Source organism: Verrucomicrobium sp. BvORR106, from assembly GCF_000739655.1.
Lineage (GTDB): Bacteria > Verrucomicrobiota > Verrucomicrobiia > Verrucomicrobiales > Verrucomicrobiaceae > Verrucomicrobium.
The window spans coordinates 106,096-122,501 of record NZ_BATR01000191.1 but is presented as its reverse complement, the minus strand read 5'-3'; the positions used below and the strand labels follow the sequence as shown (position 1 = coordinate 122,501).

Sequence of the window (16,406 nt, the reverse complement as noted above, 5' to 3'; positions counted from 1 at the left end):
ACCTGAAATCACTGCCATGCTAAGCCCACAAACCATCGCCATCGTCAAAGCCACCGCTCCCGTCCTTGAGCAGTATGGAGAACTGCTCACCCGCCACTTCTATGAGCGCATGTTCCGCCACAACCCGGAGGTCGCCCCGTTTTTTAACCGGGCCAATCAGACCAGCGGCTCCCAGCAGAAAGCTCTGGCGGCCGCCATCTGCGCCTACGCGGCCAACATCGACAACCTGGAGGTGCTGGGAGGTGCGGTGGAACTGATCGCCCAGAAGCATGCCTCGCTCCAGATCAAGGCAGAGCACTATCCTATTGTGGGAGCGAACTTGCTCGCCTCGATCCGGGAGGTGCTCGGCAGTGCGGCCACAGATGACATCGTCAACGCTTGGGCCGAAGCCTACCAGTTTCTCGCCGACATCCTCATCGGCCGGGAGAGCCAGATTTACCGGGAGCATCGGGAGGCTCCGAATGGCTGGGAAGGCTTCAAGTCCTTCTTCGTCACGCGCAAGGAGCAGGAGAGCGAGCAGATCACCTCTTTCTATCTGGAAACAGTGGATGGTAGCAACGTCCCGAACTTCAAGCCCGGGCAGTACATCACGCTGCGCCTGCCCAGCCCGTGTGGACACACCACCATGCGGAACTACAGCCTCTCAGACAAGCCGGGCCAGTCCTGGTATCGCATCAGCGTGAAACGGGAGGCCGCCGGCTCCCAGGGAACGCCGGATGGTTTTGTTTCCTCCTACCTGCATGATCATGTGCGTGTGGGAGATCGCCTGGAGGTGGGGCCGCCCTGTGGCGAGTTCTTCCTGGATGTCACGGAGAAACATGTCCGGCCGCTGGTGCTGCTCTCCGCCGGGGTGGGCATCACTCCGGTGATGAGCATGCTGCTCAGTGCACTGGAGGCCACTCCGGACCGCCCGATCTTCTTCCTGCATGGATGCCTGAACAGCCGTCACCATGCCTTCCGGCAGAAGCTGAATGTGCTGGCCAAGGATCATCCGAATTTGGTGGTGCACCATCGTTACGACGCCCCCACGGAGATGGACCGCCAGCGTATGCAGCGGGACCATGCCAGTGAAGGGCGTATTGACGCAGCCCTCATTGAATCACTGGTGCCGGGCCGGGACGCGGACTACTATTTCTGCGGACCCAAGCCCTTCATGATCGACATCTACCACCAGCTTCTCGCTTGGGGTATCCCCGCCTCCCAGGCCCGGTTTGAGTTCTTTGGTCCTCGTCAGGATCTGGAACGCCCACGCGCGGAGTCCGCGGTCTGCCCGGTATGAGTCGAGTGTCCTCATCTTCCCATCTGCTTCAGCGGCGGTCTGGTGGTCGGGTCGCCTGGCTGGTGATGATAATGTTCATCATCACCGCCACGGGCTTTATCAGTCAGGCTGCTGAAGGGGAGGTGAGTTCGAGGAATGTGCCAGGCCAGTCGGATCCGGTCCGCCGTCTGTGGGAGCAGGTGGCGGAGGGCCAGGTCCAGCTGGATGTCAGCTCGGAGTCCGCCTTTCTGAAGAGCGTGCTCCGGGAGCTGGACGTGCCCGTGGCCTCGCAGGTGCTGGTGTTTTCCAAGACCAGCCTGCAGCGGGATCTTATCTCTCCTCACCAGCCGCGTGCGATCTACTACAATGACGAATGCTACGTGGGCTGGGTCAGGGGAGGGGCACTGGAACTCATTGGGGTGCACCCAGTGGAAGGACCAAAGTATTACCTGCTGCAGCGATCGGTGGCCGGGCTGGAGAAGGGACCCGTTTTCCAGGTGGGCAAGGATTGCTTCAGCTGCCATGGCGGAGCTGCCTTGCAGGTTCAGTCCGTGCGCGTGGATGCCGAGGGGCAGCCTCTGACCGGCAGTGTGAACTTCTCCATCACGGAGAACAGCCCGCTCAGCGAGCGGTGGGGTGGCTGGTATGTGACTGGCAGCTCGGGCAGGGAAGCCCATTTGGGAAATTTGATCGACGGGAAACGCCGCTTTCCGATTGCGCTGGCGGAGACACTGACCTCCCTGCTGCCCAGGGCGACTTATCTCACCGATACCAGCGACATCGTTGCGCTCATGGTGCTGGAGCACCAGTACAGCACGCAGAACGCCCTTACCGAGACGGCCCGGGCCGCCCGCACCATCTTGGAGCGGATTACCCCGGGCGCAGAGTCGCCGCTGCCTGAAACCACGGGAAGAAGGCTCCTCCAGAAGCATGCCGACCGACTCGTGGCGAAGCTGCTGTTTACCGAGGAGCATGAACTGACCGGTGGCGGTGTGCAGGGGAGCGCCGCCTTCCAGGAGGCCTTTCTCAAGTCCCGTCGAGTGGCAGCGGATGGCAGTTCACTGCGGGACTTCGATCTGCGGACGCGTCTTTTCAAACATCGTTGCAGCTACATGGTTTACTCGGCCAGCTTCAACGCGCTGCCGGGTGAATTCAAAAAGGTGCTGCTCCAGCGGCTGGCATTCAGGCTGAAAGACACGGCCGATGCCGACACCGATTGGCTGACCAATGCCGACCGGGCGCAGTTGCGTCTGATTCTGGGCGAGACACTGGGCCTCCCGAGCCCGGGTGACACGCCGTAGATTTTTTTGCGATTCCTCGGGAAGGACCAGAAAGATGGCTGGGCAAACCTCGTATCAACTGGCATACCAGTTGGATTCCAGTGCGATTTTTGCCTCCCTGCCATGTCTGAACCAGCTCCACCTACCCGGCTCCAGTCACGTGCTTATGCGGAGCTCCGCCGCCTCATCGTGACGGGGGAATTTCCTCCCGGCACCTTCCTCTCTGAGCGGCAGCTTGCGGTTCAGTTTGGCATGAGCAAGACACCCATCCATGTGGCGCTGGAGCGATTGGAGTCAGAGGGATTCGTCACCATCTCTGCACAGCAGGGCATTGTGGTCAAAGGGATGAGCGTGGATGATATTGTGGACCACTACGAGCTGCGGGAGGCCATCGAGGCCTGGGTGGTGCGCCGGATGGCGGGCAAGCTTTCCGCCGAGCAAGAGGCGAAGCTGCGGGAAAATATCGTGCAACAAAGAGCTGCTCTGGAAGCCGATGATCTCGTCAGGCTCATGCACCTCGACGAGCAGATGCACTACCTGCTATGCTCGTTCCTCAACAATCGGGAGATCATCTCGACCATGGAACGGCTGCGCGACAAGATTCATCAGGTGATCCTCCGGGTCACTGATACGGACCGTACCCGTCCGGCGGAAAGCTTTGAGGAGCACGTCGGGATTGTGGAGGCGGTTTGCGCGGGGAATGGGCTGTTGGCTGCGGACCTCATGACGGCCCATCTTGAAGCGGGCAAGCGCCGAATCCTGAACCCCGAACGATTCTCCCGGAGATGATCAGTCGGATCCAGATCTGGGGGCTGCTGCCGATGGCTCTGTTGCTGAGCCAGAGTCTGGTGCATGCCGCAGCTGAGGTGGACTTCGCGCGGGATGTCCAGCCCATCCTGCAGCGTCATTGCTTGAAGTGCCATGGGCCGGACGAGAGCAATGGGGGGTTGCGTTACGATCACAAGCAAGGGGCCTTTGCTCAAGCCGACTCGGGTGCCCATGCCATCGTTCCGGGCAAGGTCGAGGAAAGTGCCTTGCTCAAGCGGGTGTCGTCCACGCACAAGGATGAGCAGATGCCGCCGAAAGGAGAGCGGCTGACCTCGCAGGAAGTGGAGGTGCTCCGTACCTGGATTTCAGCAGGAGCCACCTGGCCGGACAGTCCGGCTGCTGCGGACCCGGCCAAAGTGGCCGCCAGCAAGCACTGGTCCTTCCAGCCCTTGTCGAACCCTTCGGTGCCTGAGGTGAAGGACCAGAGCTGGCCGCGGACGCCGCTGGACCGGTTCTTGCAGTCGCGACGTGAGGGAGCAGGTCTGGAAGCTTCGCCCGATGCGGATGCCCGGACATTGATCCGACGTGCCACCTATGATCTCACTGGGTTGCCTCCCACCGCGGCAGAGGTGGAGTACTTTGTTCAGGCCTTCTCTCGGCCAGAGGGAAAAGAGGCCGCGATGGCAGCCCTGGTGGATCGCCTGCTGGAAAGCCCGCGGTATGGCGAGCGCTGGGGCCGACACTGGATGGACTGGGTGCGCTATGCGGACACGGCCGGGGACAACTCCGACTACCCCGTCCCGCAGGCCTATCTGTACCGCCAGTATATTATTGATTCCTTGAACTCGGATGTGCCGTACAACCGGTTCATCACCGAGCAGATCGCCGGTGACCTGCTGCCTGCGGGGAATCAAGAGGAGCGCAACCGTCTGAACATCGCCACCGGATACCTGGCGATGGCGCGGCGGTTTGGCTCGCTGGTGGAACGTTATCCATGGCATCTCACCATCGAGGACACGATCGACAACATGGGGCGCACCATGCTGGGGCTCACCCTGAGCTGCGCCCGCTGCCATGACCACAAGTTCGATCCCGTTTCCACGCGGGATTACTATGGACTGTACGGCATCTTCGCGAGCACTCGCTACCCTTTCCCAGGCCTGGAGCTTTTCAAGGCGCAGCGGGATTTTGTGCCGTTGATCCCGGAACTGGAGGCGGCGGAATCCATGGCCCCCTATCAAGAAGAAGCGGATCGGCTGAGAGCGGAGATGGAGACTCTGCTGGACCGGTGTGAGAAGATGAAGATCGAGAACGCCGCGCTGGAAAAGGAGCGTACGCTGCAGGAGCAGCGCCGGAAGAAAGGGGAGCTGGACGGGCTCCTGTTCCAGGCTCGAAAAGCTGGCGAGGCTTTCGCGGATTATTTGAAACAACTGCCGGTGCTGCCTGCCGCCTATGCCGTGCAGGATGGGAAACCGCAGAATGCCCGCATCCAGATCAAGGGGGAGCCGGACCGCTTGGGGGCGGAGGTGCCACGGAAGTTCCTGGAGATTCTGGGGGGCGCGGCGCTTCCGGAGGAGACCCAGGCGGGCAGTGGCAGGTTGCAACTGGCCCAGTGGGTGACAGACGAGCGGAATCCGTTGACGGCCCGGGTCATCGTCAACCGCATCTGGCAGCGTCACTTCGGCACCGGGCTCGTTCCCAGCACCAGCGACTTTGGCCTGCGTGGAGAGGCCCCCACCCATCCGGAACTGCTGGACTGGCTGGCGGCGGAGTTCATGCGCAGCGGTTGGTCCATGAAACAACTGCACCGGCTCATCATGACCTCGCGGGCGTACCAGCTCTCCAGCCAGGACACGGAGGACAATGTGGGGAGTGACCCCGGCAACCGCTTGTACTGGAAGTTCGGGCGACAGCGTCTGGATGCGGAGTCGCTTCGTGACACACTCCTGTTTGTCAGTGGTGGATTGGATCTGGCCCCCCAGACCCAACCCTACGCGATGCCGCCGACCTCGAACTGGGACTTCACCCAGCACCATCCTTTCAAGGGCGACTACCCCAACAGCAAGCGGAGCGTGTACCAAATGACCAAGAGGCTCACCGCCAAGCCCTATCTGCAGACTTTTGACGGAGCGGATCCGAACGTCTGCACCAGCACGCGGGATCGTTCGGTGACGGCATTGCAGGCTCTCTTCTTTGTGAATGACAAGTTCGTTCATGAACAGGCCGACCGGCTGGCCAAAGCCCTGTTGGAAGAGAAAAGTGGATCGGAAGAGACCCGTCTGCGCCAGCTTTACACCAGTTTGTTTGCCCGCGAACCTGACGAAACTGAAGCCCAGATGCTTCAGGATCATCTGGTCTCCGTACGCCAGGCCCTTGGGGACAGTGAGCAGGCCGAGACCAAGGCCTGGTCCAGCCTCCTGCGCAGCCTGTTCCGGCTCAATGAATTTCTGTACCTCGACTGACCGCCCCAGAGTGACCATGAATGCGTTCCAACAACCCCGTCGCGCGTTTTTGCGCTCCCTCCTTTGCAGCTCCCTGCTGGGTCCGGGCATGCTGTCTGAACTGCTGGGTGCTGATGACGGCCAGGACCCGATGGCTCCCCACCGCTCGCATACTGAGGCCAGGGCCAAGCGCATCATCTTCATCTATGCCACGGGCGGGGTGTCGCATATCGACACCTTTGATCCCAAGTCCATCAAGAAGGGACGGGACGGCTCCGGTCCGGACAATTTGATGGGGAACATCTTTGGTTCAGGTTATAACGCAAACTGCGGCATCGAGGTGAGCGACATCTTTCCCCATGTGCGCAATGTCATGGATGAGATCTGCCTGATCCGGTCGATGAAGGCGTCGCACTTTGACCACTCGGAGGCCACGCTGGGAATGCACACGGGGTCACCCACCTTCGCCCGGCCCAGTATGGGCTCGTGGGTGAGCTATGGGCTGGGGACGTTCAACCAGAATCTGCCCAGCTACATCGTCATCGCCCCGCATCTGCCGTATGGGGGGACGCAGGTCTACGGCAGTGATTTCCTGCCCGCCTGCCATCAGGGGACGCGGGTCATTCCGGGTGATAATCCGATTGCGAATCTGCGTTCGCCCGCGGCCGGTCGAGATCTACAGCCTCTGGAGCTGGACTTGGCGGACCGCCTGAATCAGCGGCATTTTGCCAGCCGCTCGCATGACACTGCGCTGGCGGCGCGCATCAAGTCATTCGAGACCGCCTTCCAAATGCAGCAGGCAGCGCCGGAGGCCTTTGACCTGAGCAAGGAGCCCGCTCACATCCGGGCTCTGTACGGCCTGGATCGCAAGGTGAAGGGACCGGGTGCGGATTTCGGCTGGCAGTGTCTGGTGGCCCGGCGGCTGGCAGAACGCGGTGTGCGTTTCATTGAACTCATCGACACCGGATCCCGCCCGAACTGGGATTCACACGGGGAGATGAAGGATCACGCGGAGCTGGCCTACAATGTGGACCAGCCCACGGCGGCGCTGATCACGGATCTCAAACAGCGGGGGATGCTGGACGATACGATCGTGCTCTGGGCCACGGAGTTTGGCCGCACCCCGGGGCGCGAGGGGACGAATGGCCGTGGGCATCATCGGGATTGCTTCAGCATCTGGGTGGCGGGTGGTGGTTTCAAACGCGGGCACGTGCATGGAGCGACCGATGAAATCGGCAAATACCCGATGGAGAAGCCGGTGGAGGTGCATGACCTTCATGCCACGATTTTGAATCAACTGGGTATGGATCATGAGCGTCTCACGTTCCGTCATGCGGGGCGGGACTTCCGCCTCACGGATGTGCACGGGCATGTGATGAGTGAGCTTCTGGCGTGAGGGGGGAGACGCGAGAGATATCCGCAGCTTCAAGGAGGAGGCGACATCCTACCGCTGCGGAATGATCGTCACCACTGTCTGTACCTCTCGCGCGACCCTTCAGGCCGCAACCCAGAGAAACGCTTCAACCCCAGGGTCTGCGTCCACTTCGTGGCCTCCGCCCCTGGGCTGGGCTCGGTGGGCCCTTCAGGCCCGAAACTTCAAACACCGACAACCTTAGTACGTGGCCCGGCCACCGGTGAGGTCGAATGTTGCCGCTGTGCTGAAGGAGCAGTCGGCAGAGCAGAGCCAGGTCGCCATGGCGGCGGCCTCTTCCACTTTACCGAAGCGGTTCATGGGGATCTTGGACCGCATGTAGTCCACATGCTGGGGCGTGAGTTGCTTGAGAATGTCGGTCTCGATCACTGCTGGCGTGATGCAGTTCACACAGATGTTTTCTGTGGCGAGCTCTTTGCCTAGGGATTTGGTCAGGGCGATGACACCGGCCTTGGCGGCACTGTAGTGCGAGGCATTGGGGTTGCCTTCTTTCCCAGCCACGGAGGCGATGTTCACGATGCGTCCGTAGCCGTTCGCCAGCAAGCTGGGTACTACGGCACGACAGCAGAGGAACACGCCGGTGAGGTCGATGTCCACCACCCGCCGCCAGTCGGCGGGATCCATTTCCCAGGTGCGTGCATTGGTCCCGGCGATCCCGGCATTGTTCACGAGGATGGAGAGGGCGCCGAAGCGTTGCAGCGTGTCCTTGGTGGCAGCAGCGACAGAGGTTTCAGAAGTCACATCCACCGTGGTGGAGTGCACCTTTTCTGGTTGATTCAAGGCCTCCTTGGCCTGCTCCAGCGCGTCCCCATCCATATCCCAAAGGCAGACATTGGCACCACTTTCCAAGAGCCGTTTGGCGATGGCAAAGCCGATGCCGCGGGCGCTGCCGGTGACAATGGCCGTCTGGCCAGAGAGATCGTATTGGTTCATAGGGATGTGGCATGATCCCACAGCGCCCCCTGTCAGCGAGGGCCAATACTGGGCATTTTGTGACAGGGGATCTTGGAGGCCTGAAGGACTGGCTAGTGATTGTCCCTTGGCACGGCTGCGCCGACGTTGCGGTAGCAAGTGGCAAAGTCCAGGCACATGCCGGTGCTGAGCTGGCCGGAGCAGCGTCGGTGGATCTCCTGCCACGGCGTCTGGTTCTCCAGCACAGGAGGTTGCCAGGCAGCGCGGCGTTTTTCGAGTTCCTCGTCAGACAACTGCACGTCACAACGGCACTGGTTGAGATCGATGACGATGCGGTCACCGGTCTGGAGGATCGCGAGGCCGCCACCCACCGCGGACTCGGGCGAGGCATTGAGGATGCTGGGGCTGGCACTGGTGCCGCTCTGGCGACCATCGCCAATACAAGGCAACTCGGTGATGCCGCGGCGCACCAGGTAGTCCGGAGGGGTCATGTTCACCACCTCGGGGGCGCCCGGGTAGCCGATGCTGCCGCTGCCGCGGATGACCAGGAAGCTGTTCTCATCGAGCTCCAGGGCGGGGTCGTTGATGCGCTCGTGATAGTCCTCGGTGCCTTCAAACACGACGGCCCGGCCTTCGAACCGGTTGGGACTGTCGGGGTTCGAGAGATAACGTTCACGGAAGCCGGTGCCGATGACGCTGGTCTTGATGATGGCGCTGTCAAAAAGATTGCCGGTGAGCACGAGGAATCCGGCATTGGGGCGGAGCGGGGCCTCATAGGTGCGGATGACATCCTGGTTCGAGGCGTGAACTGCGCCGGTGTTGTCCTGCATGGTGCGGCCATTCACCGTGAGACATTCGCCATGAATTCGGCCGGCGCGAAGCAGTTCGCCGATGACCGCCGGGACGCCGCCAGCCCGGTGGAACGCTTCGCCCAGATAGCTGCCTGCGGGCATGAGGTTCACCAGCAGCGGCACATCATAGCCGTGCGTCTGCCAGTCTTGAATATTGAGCTCCACCCCCATGTGGCGGGCAATGGCAATGATGTGGGGCGGGCAGTTGGTGGAGCCGCCAATGGCGGAGTTGACCACGATGGCATTCTCAAATGCCTGGCGGGTCATGACCTTGGAGGGTTTCAGGTCTTCACGCACCATGTTCACGATGCGGAGCCCCGTCTCATAGGCCATCTGTCCGCGTTCGCGATAAGGGGCGGGAATGGCGGCGCTGCCGGGCAGCGTCATGCCCAGAGCTTCTGCGAGACTGTTCATGGAAAGGGCAGTGCCCATGGTGTTGCAGTGGCCCAGGCTGGGCACGGAGGCGCAGGAGCGCTCCATGAACTCTTCGTAGTCGATCTTGCCCGCCGCATAGAGCTGTCGCGATTCCCACACGATGGTCCCGCTGCCTGCCAGCCTGCCCTTGTAGTGGCCGTCCAGCATGGGGCCGGAGTTCAGCATGATGCTGGGGAGATCGACGGTCGCTGCGGCCATCAGGGCGGCTGGCGTCGTCTTGTCGCAACCGGTGGTGAAGACCACGCCGTCGAACGGGTAGCCGTGGATGACCTCCACCATGCCCAGGTAGGCCAGATTGCGATCCAGCGCGGCCGTGGGCCGGCGCACGGTCTCCTGGATGGGATGCACGGGAAAAACAAAGGGCACGCCGCCTGAGTCCCGCACCCCGGCCTTCACTCGCTCCACGGTCTCCAGGTGCACCCGGTTGCAGGGGGAGATGTCACTGCCCGACTGGCTGATGCCGATGATGGGGCGGCCGCTCTGGAGCTCTTTCCGCGTCAGGCCGTAGTTCACGAGACGCTCCACATACAAGGCCGTCATGCCTGGATTGGACGGATTGTTCAACCACAGTTCACTGCGGAGACCGTGCGGCATGGATTCAGGAGCGTCATAGGACATGCGGAGATCAACGCAAATCCGGGCAAATCACGCAAGCGAATCACGTCAAAAGTTTTAGGACGTGGAGGTTTAACCACAGAGGCACAGAGAACACAGAGGAATACAAAACTTCAAAAGTCAGAGACCAAACTTCAAGGAAAGATCAAGATTCAAACTCAAACCCCAATTCTGTTAATTCTGTCAAAAAAATCAGTCTCTGTGTTCTCTGTGCCTCTGTGGTTTAACCTGCATTTCTTCTCTCCCAAGCACAAAAAAACTCCCGGGAAGGCTCTTGGCCTTCACCGGGAGTTGGGATAGATCGTGTATCTCTTACTTGAGCGGCTTCACGCGGATGTTGCGGTAGCGCACGAACTGCTTTGTGAAGTCGCCACCGCCGTGCACCTGGAGGCCGATGCTGCCGGCCACGGGCAGGCGGGCTTCGGTCTCGGTCCACTCCATGATCTTCATGCCGTTGATCCAGGTAGTGATGGTGGGTTTGTCACCGCCGGTGATGCGCATCTTGAACTCATTCCACTGGCCGGCCTTCCAGAACGTTTTCCACTGTTCGGGAGTCATCGCAACTGGCTGAGGAGTGCGATCAGGATTGAGCTCGATGTCGCTCTCCGTCTTGCCGAAGGTGAAGAAGCGCACGTGGGGTTTGCCGCCCAGACCTTCACCGTAGATGCCCATGAGGCTGCCACCGGTGTGGAAGTCGATCAGGCCCTGGTAGCACTTGCCGTCTTCCGTGCTGCGCAGGAAGAGGCCGCTGTCCGGACCGAAGTCGTTCTTCATCTCGAGTACGACCTCGAACTGGCTGTACTTCTCATCCGTGAGGATAAGGCCGCCGTTGCCGGGGACGTCCTGGCTGCCGGTGATGGCACCATCCACCACCTCCCACTTGCCGCCGGACTCGTTCTTGGAAGTGCGGCTATGGCCGGACTTGGCGCTCACGTGCCAGCCTTTCAGCGTCTTGCCGTCGAAGAGGGAGATGAAGCCATCCTTGTCAGGCTGGGCTGCCGGGACCTCCGCTTTGCGGACTTCCACATCGGTCTTGGCCGGGGCAGGTGCCGGAGCCACCACAGGAGGCTTGGGCTTGGTCACCATCTCGAAGTCATCGGAGCGGAACGGCGTGACGGGAAGTCCTTCCACGCTGTAGAGATTGAAGACCGGATTGTCAGCCCAGGCAAAGCGAACGGCGATGGGCTTGGCCACCTTGGCGCTCCATACTTCCACCTTGTCTTTGCCGACGATCTTACCCTCGGCCCAGGCCCACTTCTTGTCCTCACCGCATACGGCCAGGCCCTTGATCTCGTTCACATCCACGGTGCGCAGGCTGCTGCCGTAGCAGTTGATCGTGACGATGGCCTTGTTTTCCTTGAACTCAGCGCCGGTGAATTCCGGGCTGCGGTAGGGGATCTTCACGCCATAGTCCTTGGCCAGTGCCAGGCGCACGAGGCGGTCGGCCACGTCGCGCTTGTTCTTGGGGTGAATGTCGTTGGCTTCGCCGAGGTCGGTGATGACGGCCTGGCCGGAGTTCGGGAGCTTCTGGGTGAGGGTCTGGGCTTCGCGAAGTTCGGCCCAGGAGCTGTCGCCGGGTTCGGGTTTCTCGGCCATGAAGTCGGCCAGTTGCACCCAGTAGAAGGGGAAGTCCCCCTGCTTCCATTCCTTGCGCCAATGCTCAATCATGAGCGGGAAGAGATCGCGATACTCAAAGGCGCGACCGGCGTTGCTTTCACCCTGGTACCAGATGGCCCCCTTGATGCCGTAGCCGATGGTCGGAGCGAGTACGCCAGCGTAGAGGTTGCCGGGGCGATGTTGGCCTGCGAGCTGGTTCTGCGGAGCCCGGGGCTCGGGCGGCAGAGGTTTGCCGGCTTTTTTGGCTTCTTCCACCTTGGCGGGCCAAGCGGCCTTCGCGGCAGCGAAGTCGGCTTTGATCTTCTCGAAGTCGTAGGTAGCCTCGGTTTGCTTCCAGCGCTCCATCAAGCTGGCAAAGCGTTTGTCGCTTTCCAGGACGTCACGGCGGACCCAAGCCTCCGCAGCAGAGCCGCCCCAGGCGTTGTCGATCAGGCCGATCGGCACGTCCAGCATCTGGTGCAGCGTGCGGCCGAAGAAGAAACCCACGGCGGTGAACTGGCCCACGTTGGCCGGGGAGCAGGGTTCCCACTGGCCGTTGAAGTCCTTCTGGATCTCCTGGGTGCCCACTTGAGGCACGGAGATGAGACGGATGTTGGGGAACTTGGCCGTGGCAGTTTCGAGGTCGGCATCCCAAGAGCCCCCTACGGTGAAACCCATGTTGGACTGGCCGGAGCACACCCAGACTTCACCGATGAGGATGTTGTTCAGCCCCTTCTCGGAGGTGCCCTTGATGGTCATGCTCTGGGGCGTGGCATTGGCGGGCATGGGGTCCAGCTTCACCAGCCACTTGCCGTCTTTGTCCGCCTCGGCGGTCTTGGTCTGTCCGGCAAAGGTCACGGTCACTTTGGTGCCCGGCGTGTCCCAGCCCCAGATGGGGTCAGACTGCTTCTGCTGGAGCACCATGTTGCTGCCGATGATGGCCGGCAGCTTGAGTTCTGCGAAGCCAGCCGTGGAGACGGCCAGCGACGCACAAAGGATGAAGAGCGTTCGTTTCATGGTTGATGACAAAATCCTTGTGAGGAGTGCATGGGAACGTCGCGGGCGCGCCTTTGCTATCGGGAGGCGGCAAATTCTTGGTCCCGCGATGTTTATCCAAGAATCCGACTCCCTGATCGTGAAGCTCGAAAACCCCCTTCGATTTAATGAAATTGCCTTTAGAATCCACCAGCGCCCGCCGCTGTTTGAGCCTCGGGATCATCGTCTTGTTCGTCTGCGTGGGCCATATCGTCCGCGCAGAGCCACCCCCGCTGAGTGCCAAGGGAAAGGCCGCATTTGAGGTGCTCAAGGGCGCTCCGTCTTTCTCCAGCACGACCGTGGGAATCGCCGGGATCACCCCCAATGAGGTGTTTGCGTTTCGCGATCTACTGGACGAGCCGAAGGCAGACGAGGCTTTCAAGGTGCTGCTCAACGAGGCCACGCCTGAGGGAAAGCTCTACGCAGTGTGCGCGCTGTGGTTCACTGATCCGACGGAGTTTCAGACTCAAGTGAAACGGCTCAAGGACACCACCATGAAGGTGAATCATGTGGACGGGTGTGAACGGGGGGAGGAGCGGGTCAGCCGCCTGCTCTGGAGCCCTGAAGCCGGGGCGGTGCGCTTGAAGGACAGCCAGCAGACCATCAAGGAATGGCTGGAGGCGAACAAACCGGCCAACCTGTTCTACGACATCGGAGGAGGGGCCTGGTCATCCCTGCTGCGCGATGAGGGCGGCTTTCGCAAGCCGCTGCGGGAGCCAGCCAAACGCTGACGGTGAACGATCTTTACAGGGGGGCGGCGATGGGGCATTCTGGGAAGGTCTGCCTCATCGTCCTGTTTCATGAAGCCCCGAGCCCATTTCTGGAGTGGTCTAGCCCTGTTGGGCGTGTGTGCCGTCATTGACCCCGCTGCGACTCTTGCCGCGGAACCTGCGGCGACCCCGGCCATCGCGACCAATGCTTCTGATGCTGCCACACCGGCGGCCGCAGTGGTGGATAAGGACCTGCCACAACCCTTTGACCCCAAGGAAGCCGAGACGCTGCTCGCGCACTCGCCTTTTACCCGGACCCTGAACCTGTCAGACTCGCTCGTGCTCACGGGCATCGCCTATCTGGAGGGCAAGCCCGTGGCGACGGTGCTGGATCGGGCCACCAAGGAAAGTCACGTCGTCTCAGAGGTGCCGAATGCTCAAGGCTGGAAGCTGGCGGAGATTCACGCCAGCACCGTGCTGAACCGCACGGAGATCAAGCTCATGGTGGGTGGGGAGACCGTCGCCGTCCGCTACAGCGACGATCAACTCCTGCCCAAGAACACCCGTCCAGGTGGTGGTTTCCGCGGTCCTGGTGGGCCAGGAGGTCCTCCTGGGTCGGACGGGCAACGCTTCCGCACCTCCTCCCTCTTGGGCGACAATGGGCGTGATCGCTACATGGCGCTCTCCGACACCGCCCGGGACAAGTTCCGTGAAATGGTCCGCGTGAAACGCGAAGCCCAGCCCAATGCCTCCACCGAGGAACTCTCTGCCTTTGCGAAAAAGGAGTTTGAGCGGATTGAGGCGGAGGACAAGAGGAGTCGGGAGAGACGTTAGGAGTTATGGGTTAGATCTTATGGGTTATGAGAGGCTCAGTATGACCCATAACATCTAACGTTTAACACCTAACCCTTCACATCTCATTTCTCAATCGCTCTCACCACGAGTTCAGCGAGCGCCTTTGATCCTTCAGGCTTGAAGTGCACGTTCACGGGGAGCTGCCAGGTCTGGTAGTTTTCTTTGGTGGCGGTGTAGAGGTCATCCACGGCGATGTTTTTCTCCTTCATGATCTTCAGGGCTGCGGTGTTGTAGCGCTCCACGTCGGCATTGCTCCGGTACACCTTGTGAGGGCCCTCGGGTACGTAGGTGGTGGTGGCGAAAATGAGCTTCGCGCCAGTGGCCTGGAGTTTGCCCACGATCTCGCGGAGTTGTTTCTCGTAAACCTCCACGGTGGCCTGCGGTGGATCACTGGCCTGGTCGGACGTTTTGGTGGGATCATCACGCAGCATGTGTTTGAGATCGTGGAGGCCCCAGTTGAAGTGGATCACATCCCACTTGCCGCCATCGATCTGCAGCCAGCGGTCAATGTGTTGCACCCCGGCGGTGGTGCCGCTGCAATTCTCCGGCTTGTCGTTCTTCATGGGGCGTAGCACCACGGCTTTGTCCGCCAGCAACTGTTGTACGAAAGGCGTGTAGCCAATCGAGATGGAGTCGCCCAGCAGCAGCACTCGCTTTTTGGCTGGGGTCGCCGCTGGCTCGGCACCGGAGACAAGGGAGGTGAGTGCCAGGGCGGCAAGAACGCAGAACGTGGAGCGGGAGAGATGGCGGACGGACATGCGTGGTGAAACGCCTGCGACGGAGGGAAACTTCAAAAAAACAAACTTCAAATTTCAAACGACAAACTTCAAGATCCAAGGCTGCACCGTGAGGTTCACGTCAATTTGGGTTTTGAAGTTTGAACTTTGAAGTTTTTTTCACTTCGTCTCCGGCGGTGGCGGTGCCAGCTCCAGTTCACGGGCCAGCTTCTCCAGCCAATCCCGACGTCCCGTGGCAGGGACTTCCATGGCCTTGACCACGGGGGTGATGCGGGGGTAGCCACCGACTTGCTCCTGGCTGTCGATGATGTGGCCGGCACCGGTCAGGCTCTCGCGAATGATGCGTTGGTCAATGGCATCCCTTTCTGCAGGGCGGGCCCCGGCGAAGCGGGTGACATGCCAGAGGGTGGAGGCGGGGCTTTGAGCCTGCAAACCCTGCGGCCAGACGGGAGGCTCCGGCAGTGTGTCGAAGGGCTTGCGCAGCAGGGGCAGCGGTTTCCCATCCCAGAACCAGCCTTCGTTGTCTTTGAAATAACCGTCGGCGATGCCCTCGAAGATGGCAGAGGTCGGCTTGCTGCGGTCGCCGTGCAGCACCACATTCCCCACCACGGAGATTTTCGCCTTGGGGAGGTCTCCGGTTGTTTCATCGGGAACGGAGGCGTGAATCGCCCGCTGCCCGGGATTGGCGATGACGTTGTTCACCACCACACCGGAGGTGTTGAGCTTGAAGACCGGGTTGCGCTCCACATTGCTGGCGTAGAGGTTTCCCACCAGGGCGACCTCCTTGGTGCCATCCATCACCAGGGTTCCTTTCGAGTGCGGGCCCTTGCTGTGCGAGGAGTTGTCCAGGCCCTCGGCGATGATGCAATTGCGGATGATGATCTGATGTCCCTGCGCCTCTTCCAGAGGAGCGGATGATGAGGCAGAAATCTGCTCATCCAGACCCCAGGTGGCCGAGCAATGGTCGATCCACACCTTGGTGACACTGCCGTAGGTCGTGATGCCGTCCGGCTCCCAACCGCTCTTGCGGGCCATCCCGGCATCGCCAGGGCGGATGCGAAGGTGCTGCACCAGCACCTGACTGGCCTCGATGTTCAGCCCTCCTTTGATGATGGTGACACCTGGGCTCGGGGCCGTTTGCCCGGCGATGACCACCTGGGACTCCTCCAGTTTCAGGGACTTCTGGTCCAATTCGATCACGCCAGCTACATCGAACACAATGATCCGGGGGCCTTTTGCGCGCAGGGCTTCGCGGAGGCTGCCCGCTCCATCGTCCTCCAGGGTGGTCACCCGCACCACTTGGGCTTGATCCAGATCGAAGCCGAGATCAGGCACGATGGCGTCCTGCCACTGCCAGGCGGCCGACAGGAAGGACGGCGACGAGAAGGTGGCGAGTAATATGGCGGTGAGAATCGACCTCATGGCAGGGCAAACACTTTTCCACTCCAAGGAGTTGCAAAGAATTTACCCTCTCAGTCAAG

The 16,406-nt window shown here is 61.0% G+C and carries 12 protein-coding genes; 7 read left to right on the top strand and 5 right to left on the bottom strand.

The window, feature by feature from the left end; all coding sequences use genetic code 11:
• Window positions 1-16: 16 nt before the first annotated feature.
• From hmpA to BV106_RS34460, 5 genes are all read left to right on the top strand, one after another.
• Window positions 17-1,279, top strand: coding sequence for an NO-inducible flavohemoprotein (gene hmpA, locus BV106_RS34480; protein ID WP_038172732.1), 1,263 nt, complete (start codon window positions 17-19; stop codon window positions 1,277-1,279).
• A gap of 5 nt (window positions 1,280-1,284) precedes the next feature.
• On the top strand, window positions 1,285-2,559 hold the full coding sequence (locus tag BV106_RS34475) for a hypothetical protein (RefSeq protein ID WP_265596381.1): 1,275 nt from the start codon (window positions 1,285-1,287) through the stop codon (window positions 2,557-2,559).
• A 102-nt stretch (window positions 2,560-2,661) separates the two neighbouring features.
• Window positions 2,662-3,327, top strand: coding sequence for a GntR family transcriptional regulator (locus BV106_RS34470; RefSeq protein ID WP_038172730.1), 666 nt, complete (start codon window positions 2,662-2,664; stop codon window positions 3,325-3,327).
• Window positions 3,324-5,768 (top strand): PSD1 and planctomycete cytochrome C domain-containing protein, encoded by a 2,445-nt coding sequence (locus BV106_RS34465; RefSeq protein ID WP_038172728.1) that lies wholly within the window; start codon window positions 3,324-3,326, stop codon window positions 5,766-5,768. Before BV106_RS34470 ends, BV106_RS34465 begins: the two co-directional genes overlap by 4 nt.
• A 16-nt stretch (window positions 5,769-5,784) precedes the next feature.
• Window positions 5,785-7,143 carry a DUF1501 domain-containing protein gene (locus BV106_RS34460; protein WP_038172726.1) on the top strand — a complete coding sequence of 453 codons (1,359 nt, stop codon included), beginning with the start codon at window positions 5,785-5,787 and terminating at the stop codon, window positions 7,141-7,143.
• 216 nt (window positions 7,144-7,359) lie between these two features.
• On the opposite strand, the gene BV106_RS34455 is transcribed toward BV106_RS34460, so the two are convergent.
• From BV106_RS34455 to BV106_RS34445, 3 genes are all read right to left on the bottom strand, one after another.
• Window positions 7,360-8,112 (bottom strand): SDR family NAD(P)-dependent oxidoreductase, encoded by a 753-nt coding sequence (locus BV106_RS34455; RefSeq protein ID WP_038172725.1) that lies wholly within the window; start codon window positions 8,110-8,112, stop codon window positions 7,360-7,362.
• Window positions 8,113-8,204: 92 nt separating this feature from the next.
• Entirely contained in the window at window positions 8,205-9,995 is a 1,791-nt protein-coding gene (locus BV106_RS34450) for an IlvD/Edd family dehydratase (protein ID WP_051946944.1), read from the bottom strand.
• Between the two features lie 309 nt (window positions 9,996-10,304).
• Complete coding sequence (locus BV106_RS34445; RefSeq protein ID WP_063768053.1) at window positions 10,305-12,605, bottom strand: family 16 glycoside hydrolase; 2,301 nt, start codon at window positions 12,603-12,605, stop codon at window positions 10,305-10,307.
• A 146-nt stretch (window positions 12,606-12,751) separates the two neighbouring features.
• Between BV106_RS34445 and BV106_RS34440 the strand changes: the two genes are divergently transcribed.
• Together BV106_RS34440 and BV106_RS34435 are read left to right on the top strand one after the other, a co-directional pair.
• Window positions 12,752-13,354, top strand: a complete 603-nt coding sequence (locus tag BV106_RS34440) for a hypothetical protein (protein ID WP_265596380.1) — start codon at window positions 12,752-12,754, stop codon at window positions 13,352-13,354.
• A 69-nt stretch (window positions 13,355-13,423) separates the two neighbouring features.
• On the top strand, window positions 13,424-14,167 hold the full coding sequence (locus BV106_RS34435; protein ID WP_038172722.1) for a hypothetical protein: 744 nt from the start codon (window positions 13,424-13,426) through the stop codon (window positions 14,165-14,167).
• Window positions 14,168-14,250: 83 nt separating this feature from the next.
• Here BV106_RS34435 and BV106_RS34430 read toward each other — a convergent pair whose 3' ends face one another.
• The gene (locus tag BV106_RS34430) at window positions 14,251-14,946 is read right to left on the bottom strand and encodes an SGNH/GDSL hydrolase family protein (RefSeq protein ID WP_051946942.1); all 696 of its coding nucleotides are present in this window, start codon (window positions 14,944-14,946) and stop codon (window positions 14,251-14,253) included.
• A 138-nt stretch (window positions 14,947-15,084) separates the two neighbouring features.
• Window positions 15,085-16,347 (bottom strand): hypothetical protein, encoded by a 1,263-nt coding sequence (locus BV106_RS34425; RefSeq protein WP_265596379.1) that lies wholly within the window; start codon window positions 16,345-16,347, stop codon window positions 15,085-15,087.
• Between the last annotated feature and the right edge of the window lie 59 nt (window positions 16,348-16,406).

Excerpts from the sequence above, each read along its gene's own strand:
- BV106_RS34450 (WP_051946944.1), bottom strand. The coding sequence starts at position 9,995 with ATGTCCTATGACGCTCCTGAATCCATGCCGCACGGTCTCCGCAGTGAA.
- BV106_RS34435 (WP_038172722.1), top strand. The coding sequence starts at position 13,424 with ATGAAGCCCCGAGCCCATTTCTGGAGTGGTCTAGCCCTGTTGGGCGTG.
- BV106_RS34465 (WP_038172728.1), top strand. The coding sequence starts at position 3,324 with ATGATCAGTCGGATCCAGATCTGGGGGCTGCTGCCGATGGCTCTGTTG.
- BV106_RS34425 (WP_265596379.1), bottom strand. The coding sequence starts at position 16,347 with ATGAGGTCGATTCTCACCGCCATATTACTCGCCACCTTCTCGTCGCCG.
- BV106_RS34440 (WP_265596380.1), top strand. The coding sequence starts at position 12,752 with ATGAAATTGCCTTTAGAATCCACCAGCGCCCGCCGCTGTTTGAGCCTC.
- BV106_RS34445 (WP_063768053.1), bottom strand. The coding sequence starts at position 12,605 with ATGAAACGAACGCTCTTCATCCTTTGTGCGTCGCTGGCCGTCTCCACG.
- BV106_RS34460 (WP_038172726.1), top strand. The coding sequence starts at position 5,785 with ATGAATGCGTTCCAACAACCCCGTCGCGCGTTTTTGCGCTCCCTCCTT.
- BV106_RS34430 (WP_051946942.1), bottom strand. The coding sequence starts at position 14,946 with ATGTCCGTCCGCCATCTCTCCCGCTCCACGTTCTGCGTTCTTGCCGCC.
- BV106_RS34470 (WP_038172730.1), top strand. The coding sequence starts at position 2,662 with ATGTCTGAACCAGCTCCACCTACCCGGCTCCAGTCACGTGCTTATGCG.
- BV106_RS34455 (WP_038172725.1), bottom strand. The coding sequence starts at position 8,112 with ATGAACCAATACGATCTCTCTGGCCAGACGGCCATTGTCACCGGCAGC.
- hmpA (WP_038172732.1), top strand. The coding sequence starts at position 17 with ATGCTAAGCCCACAAACCATCGCCATCGTCAAAGCCACCGCTCCCGTC.